Origin of the sequence: Vibrio neptunius, assembly GCA_019339365.1 — a bacterium.
Taxonomy (GTDB): Bacteria; Pseudomonadota; Gammaproteobacteria; order Enterobacterales; family Vibrionaceae; genus Vibrio; species Vibrio neptunius.
In genome coordinates this window covers 1,578,425-1,592,205 of record CP079859.1, presented here as the reverse complement: position 1 = coordinate 1,592,205, position 13,781 = coordinate 1,578,425, and the positions used below count along the sequence as shown (strand labels likewise).

Sequence of the window (13,781 nt, the reverse complement as noted above, 5' to 3'; positions counted from 1 at the left end):
TGCTCTTGCTCTACGCAACTTCCAGTAATCCGGGTATTGTAACCTCAACCTAGTTCAAGATGCCAGTTTCCGTCACAATTACTTATCGCTTACACCCTGAAAGCAAAAGTGATAAAAAAAGGAGTGGCAATGCACTCCCTTAACTATTATTTGAGACGTTCTGCTGCCAGTTTTGCAGAAGCACTATCGGGATAGTCATCAATGACCTGCTGATAGTATTTTTTCGCTTGTGCTGTATTGTTGTTACGTTGCGAAATGTCACCAAGTTTCACTAACGCGTCAGCACGCTTGTTTGAGTCTTTGTAAGACACGACAGCGGCAAAACTTTTCACAGCCTCTTTGTCTTGCTTGTCAGCAAAATAGAGTTGCCCCAACCAATAGTGGGCGTTTGGCGCAAATATTGAATCAGGAAAATCTTTCTGGAACTGCTGGAAAGCGGCAATTGCCCCCGCGTAATCTCTCTTTTTAAGGATCAGATCGACGGCGTCCTGATAAGCGGTTTGTTCATCAGCGTTGGTACTGAACTTGCCTGCTGACTTAGCCTTATCATCCGTTGGTGTCGTAGCTGCGACTGGCGTGCTGTTGACTTGGCTGCGAAGTTTATCAAGTTCGATAAACAATTCGCGCTGACGCTGCAGCATCTGCTGCATGTCGTAATTATTCTTTTCTAGCTGACCACGAAGATCGCTAATTTCCAACGCCATTTCGTCGAGCTGTTGCTGCATCTGCAACTGAACACGATTGCGATTTTGTAGCAAACGCTCAAGACGTTGAACTTCGGTTTCATTAGCCGGAGCGGCTGAGGAGGACGGCACAGGGTTGCTGCCACTGATATCAGATACTGGAGCTGGTGCAGCGAACACAAAGTTCGCTGCACTTGCCAGTAACGTAAGCGTAACTACGCGCTTAAGGTTACTGAACATAAGGTTTTCCTTGATTAGTATACTAGAACCGCACGACGGTTCTTAGCGTATACATCTTCAGATTGACCTAGCAGTAGAGGTTTTTCTTCACCGTAGCTCACGATTGAGATTTGATCCGCTTGAACACCTAGTGCTTGCAGGTACTTAGCAACTGCAGCTGCACGACGCTCACCAAGCGCGATGTTGTACTCTGGAGTACCACGCTCATCAGCGTGACCTTCAATCGTCACTTTAAGTGCTGGGTTCTTGCTTAGGTAAGCCGCGTGTGCAGCAAGTATTTTTTCGTAGTCACTAGCGATGGTTGCGTTGTCAAACGCGAAGTAAATTGTTTGAGACTCACGAAGTGCCTGCTCTTTAAGCTCTTGCTCAGAAAGTTGGCCGTTCTCACCGATTGGTGAAACTACAGTGGTATCAACGCCGTTAGCAGAACCAGACGTTGATTGGTTAGTTTCAGAACCAGAAGCGTTCGCTGCATCATCGCTTGAACTACATGCTGTAACTGCTAGAACTGGTAGCGCAATCAATAGCCCTTTAAGAACTTTGTTTAGTTGCATTGTTATATTTTCCTTACTTTTTGATACTTATTACTTGCTACAAAAACGGGGACCATGCCGGAGCACGAACTCGACCGTTTGTTGCCGGTAATCGAGCTTTAAAGCGTCCATCTATTGAAACCATTGATAATACATTGGCTTTGTTATAGATCGAGCTATAAATAACCATACCGCCATTTGGCGCGATACTCGGTGACTCATCCAGCAAAGTTTTGGTCAGAACCTGAACGGCACCCGTTTCAAGATCTTGCTTCGCCAGATTGAAACCCGAATTAGTACGATTGACCATTACTAGGAATCGTCCATCAGGCGTGATCTGCCCACCTAAGTTCTGACGACCCTGCCAGGTCAGGCGGTTGGTAGAACCACTTGCCAAATCTACTTGATAAATTTGAGGTTTACCACCCCGATCCGAGGTAAAGATTAATGATTTACCATCAGGATGCCAGAATGGTTCCGTATTATTTGATCTACCGCGTGTTATTTGCGTCAACTTACGGGTTTTGAGATCTAATGTATAAACTTGTAGGCTACCTGTTTTCGATAACACTAAGGCAAGTTTATTACCATCAGGAGAGAATCGTGGCGCACCATTATGACGAGGGTATGACGTTAGTTTTTCACGCTCACCCGTGTAGATGTTCATGATGTAGATTTCGGCTTGCCCATTTTGGAAACTCACATACGCCAACTTCTTACCATCTGGTGACCAAGCAGGAGACATCAAGGGCTGTTTAGATCGCAAGACCAAGCGTTCATTATAACCATCGTAATCGGCTACACGCAGCTGATATGGATAACTGTCTTCGTCATTCACCACAACGTAAGCAATACGAGTCAAAAAGGCACCACGCTCGCCAGTGAGTTCTTTGTATACTAAATCTGAAATTCGGTGAGCATATTCACGCATACGCTCTCCAGGAACGGTTGCACGTTTGCTAAAAAGCACGTGGTCTTTAGACAACACAAGTTGACCATCAGTACTTAATGCTTTGCTTTGTCCTTGAGTCAGCTGGCCTCGAATCACATCCACCAACTGGTAGTTGATGACATAATTCCCTTCCGCATTTTGCGAAATGGTGCCTGTGAGTAGCGCATCAACACCTAACCCCGTCCAAGCATCAAAGTCGATTTCCCTTTCACTGTAAGGCGTTTGCGGCATTTTACTGGTCGCAACTGGGCTGAATTTACCACTACGCTGTAAGTCCGAGGCGATAATGGCTGACACATCATGAGGTAACTGGGTTGAACCTTCCCATTTAAATGGGATGATAGCGATTGGACGTGCAGAGTCAATGCCGTCTGTAATCACAAGTTCCAGTGCCGCATTAGCTACCTGAAACACGCTCATCACTGTGAGCAAACATCCTAATACTAGTCGCTTAAACACAAGCTTTTCCTTATGATTTAGGTTCTACGGTTAAATTGATATTCTTTAGCCTGTTAATGACATCTTTCTCTTGGGGTAATGGAAAGCTGCCCACCTGAGCGACGGCGCGCTTTGTCGCAGAGCACAAACGACTATCGCCATCAAGTACACTTAAATCACCGACAATGGCGCCAGCACCTGTTGGGATCAGGCGCAGATTAACCCGACAAAGCTTTCCCTAAAGCTATCCTCCAGTAACAGGTTCTGTTGGATTAGCTGAGTGTAAATAGCGCCGTATCGTTCAGCTTCACTGGTCACATGTTGCTGTCTTGCTGAGCTATTTTGCGCTGCTTCTGTTTCCAATCCGGAAAAGATATTATCTAAAGCGGCTTCTTGCTCTTTACGTTCGCGCTTTAAGCGCTCTAAACGCTCTTTTTCTTTGCGGGCTTTTTCAGCTGCTTCTTTGGCGGCTTTCTCTTTCGCTATACGTTGTTTCTCGGCTTTTTCAGCCGCCTCACGTTGACGACGAGCTTTTTCTTCTGCTTCTTTTGCTGCTTTTTCACGTGCAACACGTTCTTGCTCTGCTTTAGCGATGGCTGCTTCTTTCGCTTTACGCTCGGCTTCCAGTTTAGCCGCTCGTTCTCGCTCTTTCTGAGCTTGCTCTTCGGCCGCTTGGCGTTCTTTTTCTTTCTGTTGTCTTGCTTTCTCTGCTTCGCGTGCTGCTTTCGCTTCACGAGCCTGCTGTTCTTTCAACTGACGAATACGCTCTTCTTCTGCTTTGCGGTTTTTCTCAAGCTGCTCACTTTCGCGACGTAGCTTATCCAAACGCTCTTGCTCTTTCTTAGCCGCTGCTTCTCGTTGACTACGAATTTTCTGAGCTTGTTGGCGCACCAAGTTGGGGTCAATCACAACCGCTTGAACCATCTGACCAGAAGGCTCTGGCTTTGACATGGTAAAATCGGTTCCCCAAATAAGTGCCACCGCCAACAACGCATGCAAAGCCGCAGAGATTGCAATCGGCTTGGTGTAATCACTCTTTTTCTTTGGTTTGGTCTGTTTCATAACCTGAGAGCGCTTATTCCTTTATGTCCGTAAGAAGCCCCACTTTGGGGATCCCAGCACGACTCAATTCATCCAGCACTAAAACGACGTCTGCATAAGGCGTCGCCGCGTCGCCACCCACAGCAACCGGTGACTCTGGCTTTAAAGACAGTTCTGCTTTGACACGTACAATCACGTCTTGCAACGAAATACCGCGTATAACCTCTTCATCGTTGACACTCAGGCCCAAATTGCCTTCACGGTCAATTTCAACAATGATGAAGCTTGAATCACTATCGCCGGCAAGCTCTGATGCTGGTTTCGCCGTGGCTGTTTTAGGTAACTCAACATCCACGCCCTGCGTTACAAAAGGCGACGTCACCATAAAGATGATTAACAGCACAAGCATAACGTCGATGTAAGGCACAACGTTAATCTCTGCGGTCATCTTGCGTTTTTTAGGTTGATAGCCTGCCATATCCGTTAATCTCTGTTGGCGGAATCACGTCCAGCCATCGCTTGACGGTGCAGGATGCTGTGGAATTCTTCTGAGAATGTGGCGTAGTTGTGTTCCAACTTACCCACTTTATTGCTTAATCGGTTGTAAGCCATAACCGCGGGAATCGCAGCAAACAGCCCCATTGCGGTCGCAACCAGTGCTTCAGCGATCCCTGGGGCAACCATAGCAAGGGTCGCCTGCTTGACTTCACCCAATGCAATAAAGGCATGCATAATGCCCCAAACCGTACCAAATAGGCCGATATAAGGGCTGATTGAACCAACGGTCGCAAGGAACGGCAGGTTAGTTTCAAGCTCATCAACCTCACGTGCAACCGCAACACGCATGGCACGACCTGTGCCTTCCATGATGAAGTCCGGTGAATCAGCGTTGGATTTTCTTAGGCGAGCAAACTCAGTGAAACCTGAATAGAAAATTTCTTCGGTTCCTGCCAGTTCGTCTTTGCGCTTTTTGGCGTTTTGATAAAGAACGGAAAGATCAGTGCCTGACCAAAACTTATCCTCGAAGGTTTCAGCGCCTTTCGCCGCTTGGGATAGCACTTTACTGCGTTTAATGATCATTGCCCATGAAACGATCGACATACCTAACAAGGTCAACATCACCATTTTTACGAGCAGGCTTGCTTGCAAAAACAGGTCAAGCATTGAAATATCAGCGGTCACTGTGAGTAAACTCCATAACTATTGATTGAGGGATCGCTTTTGGCCTCATTTTGTTATTATCGATGCATGCTACCTTAACCATTGCTTTACACAATGTTTTACCTGCAGGATTTACGATCTCCTGACAGAAAATAAGGGTGGCTTTCTTAATCTCTGCAACCGATGTCTTAACCGTTAGACGGTCTTCAAGACGCGCGCCTTGCAGAAAATCGATGTCCATATGTCGGACTACGAAACCAATGTTTTGTTCCAAAAGAGTCGATTGAGAAACGCCAATACTGGTCAGACACTCCGAACGACCACGCTCAAAATATTTAAGGTAGTTGGCGTGATAGACCACACCTCCCACATCAGTATCTTCATAATAAACGGTGACAGGCAGCTCAAATACAGCACGTTCGTTTTGCAAACCAAACCCTTTCTAACAATTGAGGTGCTTTACTATAACGCAACTCGTTGTCCTTTATGCAAGGGTTAATGTAGGTTTTCAAAGATTGAAACAAAAAAATAGCGCCAACTATCAAGCAGTGGCGCTATTGTGACTAATAAGTGGATAATTTTCAGTCAGTTCAAATTATAAAACTCGTACTAGAGTTAGATAAATTAGAATCATTAGAGAAAAATAGGGACTGAATAATACCTGCCAATACCAATTTCTTGGTTGGAAGCTCAGGCCAAAGATCATGCTGGAACAAATAGCCCAAATCATTAGCGGTGAGATTAGGGCATTAAAACCACCAATCGATGCAGAGTATTGCTCAGGGTCCCACATCACCATAGCGACATGATAAAAACCAAGAATCAGGGATAAGGCTCGAAACAGAGCCTTATCCATTGGCGCATGTAGCTTAGCGACGTGCTCAGTGAGTTTACTCACTGTCTTTATCCATCATTTCTGAATGCTCTAACCAAAGCGCGTTGATGATACCGAATGCACAAGCAAGTAGTACACCTAGAATCCATGCGAAATACCACATAGTAATTGCTCCTTAGTAAAGTGAGTTTTTGTTGTCTTCAATGAACTTATTGTCCAAACGGCCAAACATTTTATAGTAAGTCCAAATGGTGTAAGCCAAGATAATTGGCACCATAATGAAGGCGACGCCTGTCATCAGGTTCAAGGTCAGCTCAGATGACGTTGCATCCCACATGGTCAAGCTGTGATTAGGCATCAAATCAGAAGGCATGATGAATGGGAACATCGCCAAACCCGCTGTAAAAATAATACCCGCATTACCAAGGCTTGAAGCAAAGAAGGCGATGCCACCACGCTCCAGACGTGACGCCAGTACAGTCACAAGAGACATCGCGACACCCAATATTGGAGCAATCCACATCAATGGATATTGTTCAAAGTTGTTCATCCAAGCACCCGCTTCACGAACCACTTCTTTGGCAAGTGGGTTTGACGCTCCGTTATGGTCAATCGCACTGGTAATCACATAACCGTCAATGCTCTGGATCCAGAAACCTGCAGCAACGAAAGTCGCCACGGTTAATAAGCCCATGATTTGTGCAACACTGCGTGAGCGATCGTGCACTTCGTCAGTAGTCTTCATCTGAAGCCAAGTAGCCCCTTGCATCAAAATCATGAACAAGCTGACTAGGCCACATAGCAATGCGAACGGGTTTAACAAACCAAAGAATGAACCGTGATACGTTGGCATCAAAAATTCAGTCAACTGGAAGGGCACACCTTGCAGTAGGTTACCAAACGCCACACCAAAGATGATGGGTGGAACAAAGCCACTGATAGAAATACAGATATCCCAAGTTTGACGCCACTTCGTATCTTCAATCTTTGAACGATAAGAGAGGCCTAGGGGTCTCAACCATAACGCCGCTAGCGTCAAAATCATCGCCAGATAAAACCCGGAGAAAGACGTCGCGTAAACTAAAGGCCATGCAGCAAATAGAGCACCACCCGCTGTCACCAACCAAACTTGGTTGCCTTCCCAGTGTGGGGCGATCGAGTTGATCATCACACGGCGTTCCGTGTCATTTTTTCCGATGACAGGTACTAGCGCGCCAACGCCCATATCGAAGCCATCAGTCACTGCGAAGCCTACCAGGAGAACACCGATCAGAACCCACCAGATAAGTCGCAAGATTTCGTATTCAAACATAAGTTTCTCCTTGCTTTACGCGTCTACTTGACGACTAACTTTGTCTTCAACAGAGTCAGCGTTTTGCTCAAAGTGGTAACGACCTGTCTTCAGGCTGCTAGGACCTTTACGAGCAAATTTCACCATCAAGTACACTTCTGCAATCAGGAAGACGGTGTATAGCGCCAAGATTGCAAACAGTGATGTCCAAATTTCTCCCGCTGTGAGTGCCGATGCGGCCACATTGACAGGTAGAATTTCACCGACTGCCCATGGCTGGCGACCAAATTCAGCCACAAACCAACCCGCTTCGATAGCAATCCAAGGCAGTGGAATGCTCAGCAACGCGGCTTTTAATACCCATGGTTTTTGTTCAATTTTCTGGCGACACGTCTGGATGAATGCAGCACCGAATACAAACAGCATGATAAAGCCACACGCCACCATGATTCGGAACGACCAGAATAGAGGCCAAACCGTTGGAATGGAGTCATCGGCCGCCGCTTGGATTTGATCTTCAGTCGCATCAACCACCTTGTCTGTGTAACGCTTCAGAAGTAGGCCGTACCCTAGGTCACCCTTCACTTCATCAAACGCCGCCATGTTTTCTTCTGACTTATCACCTGAACGAAGTTTTTCAAGCAGTTCATAGGCATACATGCCCGTGCGGATGCGTTCAACGTGCTCGTCTCGAAGATCACGCAAACCTGTTACCTGCTCATCCAGCGAACGCGTCGCAATGATACCCATAACATACGGGATCTTGATCGCGTAATCGGTATGCATGGTTTCCTGATTTGGGATACCAAACAGAGTGAACGCAGCAGGTGCTGGCTCGGTATGCCATTCAGCTTCTACTGCTGCCAGTTTTACTTTCTGCACTTCACCGAGTTCATAACCAGATTCATCACCGAGCACGATTACAGACAGAATTGCCGCCATACCAAAAGAGGCAGCGATGGCGAATGAACGACGAGCGAAAGCGATGTCACGACCTTTTAGTAGGTAGTAAGAACTGATGCCAAGAATAAACATCGCGCCTGTCGTATAGCCAGAAGCTACCGTGTGTACGAATTTCACCTGAGCGACTGGGTTAAGTACTACCTCGGCAAAGCTCACCATTTCCATTCGCATGGTTTCAAAGTTGAATTCTGCGCCGACTGGATTTTGCATCCAACCATTCGCCACCAAAATCCACAGTGCCGAGAAGTTAGAACCCAAGGCAACTAACCATGTTACGACCAAGTGCTGTCGTTTAGTCAGTCGGTCCCAGCCGAAGAAGAAAAGACCAACAAAAGTGGACTCAAGGAAGAAGGCAACCAGTGCTTCGATGGCCAACGGCGCACCGAATATATCCCCAACATAATGAGAATAGTAAGACCAGTTAGTACCAAATTGGAACTCCATGGTCAGGCCGGTGGCTACACCAAGTACGAAGTTAATACCGAAAAGCTTACCCCAGAACTTTGTCATGTCCTTGTAGATTTGCTTGTCCGTCATTACGTACAGAGATTCCATGATGGCGAGAAGGAAAGCCATACCCAGAGTCAATGGTACGAAGAGGAAGTGATACATCGCAGTGAGCGCAAACTGCAACCGCGACAGATCGACTACATCAATCATGTTTACTCCTATGTGTCGGCTGAAGACACTTTCTACATTTATGCATCGTAAATAGGCGTTAAGCCGACTTAGATAATGTTGCTAAAGAACAGTATGTTGTTGCAAAAATGTACCGTAACGGTTAGTTAATTGTTAAGCATCAGCTAATATAGCTGGCGCTAATGCTACTCCTAAAAACAGTCCGTTTCAAAAAGTTTATAATTAGGCTTCGCTTTGATTTAAATCAAATTTTACGCGGCCTTTTTGACCAAAAAAGCATCACATTGATCTCCATCAACAGTTTAAGCGAGCTTTTGTTAATTTGGCGTTATTTGCGAGGTTCAACAAGGTATTTATGCAAAACAAGCGCTTAACAACTCACGTATTTTAGTTACCTATTTGGCATTATCGAGATCTCATTATTGTGATCAAGATCACCCATAATAAAAGACCAGCTCGTTTGAGCTGGTCCTGAAAACTTATTTTTCAATTCCGAAATGAAGATAGGCCCTATCGGTCGCAATCCGGCCTCTCGGTGTCCGTTGCAGATAGCCTTGTTGTATCAGATACGGCTCAAGGACATCTTCAATGGTGTCCTTCTCCTCGCCAATGGCAGCGGCCATATTGTCCAATCCAACCGGCCCACCTCCGAACTTCTCCATGATCGCTAACAGTAACTTACGGTCCATGTAATCAAAGCCCTGTGCGTCGACATCCAACATATTGAGGGCTTTATCTGCAATATCGGCACATATGTGACCATTGCCTTTCACTTCTGCGTAATCACGCACCCGACGCAGTAAACGGTTGGCAATACGCGGTGTTCCACGAGCACGCCTTGCGACTTCAAGTGCGCCTTCACTTTCCATCGACAAGCCAAGGCAATCAGCACTACGCTGAACAATATGTTGCAGATCAGCAATTTTGTAGTATTCGAGACGCTGAGTAATACCAAAACGATCACGAAGTGGTGAGGTCAATGAGCCCGCTCGTGTGGTCGCGCCGATTAAGGTAAAGGGGGTAAATCAATTTTGATAGAACGCGCAGCAGGACCTTCACCAATCATAATATCGAGTTGGTAGTCTTCCATCGCCGGATACAACACCTCTTCAACCATCGGGCTGAGACGGTGAATTTCATCAATGAACAATACGTCGTTTTCTTCGAGATTAGTCAGAAGCGCAGCCAAGTCTCCCGCTTTTTCCAACACAGGACCAGATGTGGTGCGAATGTTGACGCCCATTTCATTAGCAACAATATTCGCCAATGTGGTCTTGCCCAAACCAGGAGGACCAAATATCAACAAGTGGTCCAATGCTTCTTCACGTAAGTTAGCCGCCTTGATGAAAATCTCCATCTGATCACGAACGTGATCTTGTCCTTGATAATCCGCCAGTTTTTTCGGGCGAATTGCCCTGTCGATAACGTCTTCTTCTTTATAAACCGCATTTTCTGGCGCGATTAGACGATCCGCTTCTATCATTTACCGTTCCTAGTCGTCACTTAAACCATGGACTTCAGAGCTTCGCGGATCAGCTCTTCGCTGCTCATATCCGCGCTTTTGACCTGAGACACTACTTTAGAAGCTTGCGTCGGTTTATAGCCAAGTGCAAGTAATGCGCTGATTGCTTCTTCTTCGGCGTTTGCTTGATCTGCCTGAGGCGCTGAATCGACGGGCGCCGCATCGGTATGTGGTGTGAACAAATCACCCGCTCCCCAACCTTTAAGACGGTCTTTCATCTCAACGACTAGACGCTCTGCGGTTTTCTTACCTACGCCCGGCAATTTGACCAGTGTAGAAATGTCTTCACGTTCGACACAAGAAACAAACTGACTGGCTGTCATACCTGACAATATACCTAGACCCAGTTTCGGGCCGACACCGTTGGCTTTAATCACTTCGCGAAACAGAGCGCGTTCTTTAACGGTATTGAAGCCATACAGCAACTGAGCATCTTCGCGAACAACAAAATGCGTGTAGATGATTGCTTCTTCACCAATATTAGGCAATTCGTAAAAACAGCTCATCGGCATCTGAACTTCATAGCCAATACCATTTACTTCAATCAACAATTCTGGGGGTTGCTTTTCAAGCAGAATGCCACGCAAACGTCCAATCACACTCAATACTCTTTGGAAATGAATTTGCGACAGGATAATAAAGAACTGGATAGACATCCAGTTCTTTATAATGTGTGACTAGATTTTTGAGACCATCAGATCAAGCTGAGATGTGAGAGTGCGTACGGTTTCGACCTGTCCGTTTAACTGGCAATATTCAGTGCCAGTAGTGGGGCTGTTCCGCGACCGACGTGCGAATGAGCCTCTTTATTACTTTGCTCCTGCAATCAGCGATATCGCCCTCGCCGTGCACTGGTTGCTTTGCCCGCGAGCGCCACTAACGTTTTATTGGTATTTGCATGACAGATTGCCACACCTAACGCATCAGCCGCGTCCGCCTGTGGCTTGGCAGGGAGTTTGAGCATTGACTGCACCATATGCTGGACCTGCTCTTTATCTGCCCCACCTGTGCCAACCACCGCCTGTTTGATCAATCGAGCTGCGTATTCGAACACAGGAAGATCAGCATTGACCGCGGCGACAATTGCGCTGCCGCGCGCTTGACCAAGTTTTAGGGCTGAATCTGCATTGCGCGCCATAAACACTTGCTCAATGGCAAACACATCCGGTTGGAACTGAGTAATGATTTCGGTTACACCAGCGTAGATTTGCTTCAGGCGACCGGGTAGTTCTTTTTCTGATGTCCGAATACAACCACTGCCCAAATAGTGAAGGTGGCGTCCGGTCTGACGGATCACGCCATACCCTGTGATGCGGGAGCCTGGGTCAATACCCAAGATGATTGACATAGTGCTTCTGGAACCTATTCGTTGAGACAGCGCGTATCTTAGCTTACCCCAAAACCTTTAGCGAGGTTTCAACGCGGTCACTACCGCTCGGCTTGACAATCCTGCGTCCAAAGTGACTTCGATCACCGCTGTACGCTCATGACTGAGCTTGTCACCGCTCCAGTAATCATACCAATACACTGGACAGTGCGACGTCAGAGTGACTTCTCGTGCTGGTTGGTGAAAGTTAAATAAGCAATGTAATTCGTTTTGTTCCGTCATGGGCAAGTAAGCATGATGCAGACTGAGTGACGTGAATTGAGCGGCATCTTGGTTATGTTTATGACGGACAAACAAGCGCGAAAGGGTACGCTGTGCAAAGGGGGTCATCTCTGGCAGCGGGTCTCCAGATAACAACATTCCTCCTATGGCCAGTAACACATCACGATGAAATTCATAGTAACGTCGCTCTGTCGCCTGATTGGGTAATGAGACCAATGTGGCACAATCTGGGTCAACCATCCACAGCCTTCGATGCTGCCAACTGCGATAAAAGCTTTCTTTTGCGATCTGCTCAAAGCGCCGTTCGTCTCGCTCCACATCGTCTGACACTCGCATGGCATCAACAAGTCCTAGCGATGGCCACATTGGCGCATTGCAACCGAGAATTAAGGCATCACCAGCTCCTTCAGCAATTGCTTCCATGCCGAGTCGATACGCTTCTACCCCGGTGATACCGCTTTGATCTCGACGTCCTTTTAGTGTCCCCCAGTAATTGGCATCGAGCTTAAAAAGCTCAATGCCCCACTCTTCACGCATTGTTCTGACGACGTTTGTTAGATGCTCCTGAACATCGGCGTTTGACGTATCTAAAATGTACCACGGTGTACAACGCCAGCCTGCGTAAGTGACGTCTTCGGCCTTGAGTAACGACCCATCTTCGTGAGTCACAAACCAGTCTTGATGCTGCTTAAACAGGTCCGATTCTGGCTGAGCAATGAAGGGGGCTAGCCATATCGCCGGCTTTTTCCCTTGAAGGGTGATTTCTTTGATCAGTGCTTTCACACCGGAAGGGAATTTGTCTGAAGGCGTCAACCAGTCTCCCATGAAAGCTTGATAGCCATCATCCAACAACACATAGTCGAGCGACTCCAGCTCCCCCTTCATATGCTTGATATTGTCGAGGACATGACTTTGCGTGACCTCAGCATAGTAAGCGTACCAAGAACACCAACCAATTGGCGCCGTTTTATTTACGCCAGCTCTTGGTGGATGATGATGCGAAATCAATTGGGCATATTCAGAAAAGAGGTTTGATAGGTTTTCCCCCTGCAGTACCACGACAGATTCAAGCTGATTAGAGGCCCACTCTAGTGGATAGGTGTCTTCACCATCGATGCAGATCTTCAACCAATTATGGTTTTCCAGATCGACTACTTCGAAATAGCCTGCAAAACGATGGCAAGAGGTAAAACCAAATAAGGTGTAGCCCAAGGCATCCTCAACCACTAGATAGTTATAATACCGCTTTGAGCCTGTCGAAGAATAGATGCGATAACTTGCAGAGTTGTCTGGGCAACGACCAATGTCGATAGGGTTATCGACTGTGCCTGTCGTTTGGGCAAGCATCTGAAAGCCATCTCCTAATAGAACGGCACTTTCTTCGAAAGCAAATTCAGTAATTGCCAGAACATAGCGACCACGGATACGATCATTGTTCAAACCTTGATAGCTGAACGTGATCTCATTGTGATGGATATCGGCATGCAAATTGATGTCTCTAACCCTCAGAGTACGACCATTTTCCAGCCTGACTGAAAACGACATAAAGAATTCCCCAGATCGATGAAATTTGCTTTGCCCTTGTTCAAATTAGAGCACTAGGTTTTTTTTATTGTCCAATCACTAACTTAGGTATTATTGGTCTGAGTCACGAATTGCTTGCGTCCCATTTAGAATAATTATATGAAATGGCGTTTGAATGCCTGCTTGTACAAAGCAGAATCAGGATTAAATCAGAGGTAGATTTTCTAAAAGCAACAACGAATGAAATAGTATTAAATGATCAGATTAAGCTTGGTCTGACAACAATACAGCGTCTAACTTCAGAGGGCGAAAAGACCATGGACTATTGCGAGCCTCTCCTACTTTCATCC

At 46.5% G+C, this 13,781-nt stretch carries 13 protein-coding genes and 2 pseudogenes; all 15 read right to left on the bottom strand.

What is annotated here, in order from left to right:
- Positions 1–146: 146 nt before the first annotated feature.
- Positions 147–923, bottom strand: coding sequence for a tol-pal system protein YbgF (gene ybgF / locus KW548_07680; GenBank protein ID QXX07820.1), 777 nt, complete (start codon positions 921–923; stop codon positions 147–149).
- A gap of 14 nt (positions 924–937) precedes the next feature.
- The gene (gene pal, locus KW548_07675; protein QXX07819.1) at positions 938–1,477 is read right to left on the bottom strand and encodes a peptidoglycan-associated lipoprotein Pal; all 540 of its coding nucleotides are present in this window, start codon (positions 1,475–1,477) and stop codon (positions 938–940) included.
- 37 nt (positions 1,478–1,514) lie between these two features.
- Positions 1,515–2,867: a Tol-Pal system beta propeller repeat protein TolB gene (gene tolB / locus KW548_07670; GenBank protein ID QXX07818.1), complete on the bottom strand. Its 1,353-nt coding sequence runs from the start codon at positions 2,865–2,867 to the stop codon at positions 1,515–1,517.
- Positions 2,868–2,877: 10 nt separating this feature from the next.
- A pseudogene (tolA, locus tag KW548_07665) lies at positions 2,878–3,908 on the bottom strand (cell envelope integrity protein TolA).
- A 13-nt stretch (positions 3,909–3,921) separates the two neighbouring features.
- Positions 3,922–4,365 carry an ExbD/TolR family protein gene (locus tag KW548_07660; protein QXX07817.1) on the bottom strand — a complete coding sequence of 148 codons (444 nt, stop codon included), beginning with the start codon at positions 4,363–4,365 and terminating at the stop codon, positions 3,922–3,924.
- A 5-nt stretch (positions 4,366–4,370) separates the two neighbouring features.
- Complete coding sequence (gene tolQ / locus KW548_07655) at positions 4,371–5,069, bottom strand: protein TolQ (protein ID QXX07816.1); 699 nt, start codon at positions 5,067–5,069, stop codon at positions 4,371–4,373.
- Complete coding sequence (ybgC, locus tag KW548_07650; GenBank protein QXX07815.1) at positions 5,059–5,478, bottom strand: tol-pal system-associated acyl-CoA thioesterase; 420 nt, start codon at positions 5,476–5,478, stop codon at positions 5,059–5,061. Before ybgC ends, tolQ begins: the two co-directional genes overlap by 11 nt.
- Before the next feature lie 165 nt (positions 5,479–5,643).
- On the bottom strand, positions 5,644–5,946 hold the full coding sequence (ybgE, locus tag KW548_07645; GenBank protein QXX07814.1) for a cyd operon protein YbgE: 303 nt from the start codon (positions 5,944–5,946) through the stop codon (positions 5,644–5,646).
- A complete protein-coding gene (cydX, locus tag KW548_07640; GenBank protein ID QXX07813.1) occupies positions 5,939–6,046 on the bottom strand; it encodes a cytochrome bd-I oxidase subunit CydX in 108 nt (35 codons plus the stop codon). The genes ybgE and cydX overlap by 8 nt, the downstream gene beginning before the upstream one ends.
- A 12-nt stretch (positions 6,047–6,058) precedes the next feature.
- Positions 6,059–7,195 carry a cytochrome d ubiquinol oxidase subunit II gene (cydB, locus tag KW548_07635; protein QXX07812.1) on the bottom strand — a complete coding sequence of 379 codons (1,137 nt, stop codon included), beginning with the start codon at positions 7,193–7,195 and terminating at the stop codon, positions 6,059–6,061.
- Between the two features lie 15 nt (positions 7,196–7,210).
- Positions 7,211–8,797: a cytochrome ubiquinol oxidase subunit I gene (gene cydA / locus KW548_07630; protein ID QXX07811.1), complete on the bottom strand. Its 1,587-nt coding sequence runs from the start codon at positions 8,795–8,797 to the stop codon at positions 7,211–7,213.
- A gap of 458 nt (positions 8,798–9,255) precedes the next feature.
- A pseudogene (gene ruvB, locus KW548_07625) lies at positions 9,256–10,259 on the bottom strand (Holliday junction branch migration DNA helicase RuvB).
- A gap of 20 nt (positions 10,260–10,279) precedes the next feature.
- On the bottom strand, positions 10,280–10,897 hold the full coding sequence (gene ruvA / locus KW548_07620; GenBank protein ID QXX08003.1) for a Holliday junction branch migration protein RuvA: 618 nt from the start codon (positions 10,895–10,897) through the stop codon (positions 10,280–10,282).
- Between the two features lie 227 nt (positions 10,898–11,124).
- Positions 11,125–11,646: a crossover junction endodeoxyribonuclease RuvC gene (ruvC, locus tag KW548_07615; protein QXX07810.1), complete on the bottom strand. Its 522-nt coding sequence runs from the start codon at positions 11,644–11,646 to the stop codon at positions 11,125–11,127.
- Positions 11,647–11,703: 57 nt separating this feature from the next.
- Positions 11,704–13,452 carry an alpha-galactosidase gene (locus tag KW548_07610; protein ID QXX07809.1) on the bottom strand — a complete coding sequence of 583 codons (1,749 nt, stop codon included), beginning with the start codon at positions 13,450–13,452 and terminating at the stop codon, positions 11,704–11,706.
- Positions 13,453–13,781 lie beyond the last annotated feature (329 nt).

Excerpts from the sequence above, each read along its gene's own strand:
- cydX (QXX07813.1), bottom strand. The coding sequence starts at position 6,046 with ATGTGGTATTTCGCATGGATTCTAGGTGTACTACTTGCTTGTGCATTC.
- ybgF (QXX07820.1), bottom strand. The coding sequence starts at position 923 with ATGTTCAGTAACCTTAAGCGCGTAGTTACGCTTACGTTACTGGCAAGT.
- cydA (QXX07811.1), bottom strand. The coding sequence starts at position 8,797 with ATGATTGATGTAGTCGATCTGTCGCGGTTGCAGTTTGCGCTCACTGCG.
- cydB (QXX07812.1), bottom strand. The coding sequence starts at position 7,195 with ATGTTTGAATACGAAATCTTGCGACTTATCTGGTGGGTTCTGATCGGT.
- pal (QXX07819.1), bottom strand. The coding sequence starts at position 1,477 with ATGCAACTAAACAAAGTTCTTAAAGGGCTATTGATTGCGCTACCAGTT.
- KW548_07610 (QXX07809.1), bottom strand. The coding sequence starts at position 13,452 with ATGTCGTTTTCAGTCAGGCTGGAAAATGGTCGTACTCTGAGGGTTAGA.
- ruvC (QXX07810.1), bottom strand. The coding sequence starts at position 11,646 with ATGTCAATCATCTTGGGTATTGACCCAGGCTCCCGCATCACAGGGTAT.
- KW548_07660 (QXX07817.1), bottom strand. The coding sequence starts at position 4,365 with ATGGCAGGCTATCAACCTAAAAAACGCAAGATGACCGCAGAGATTAAC.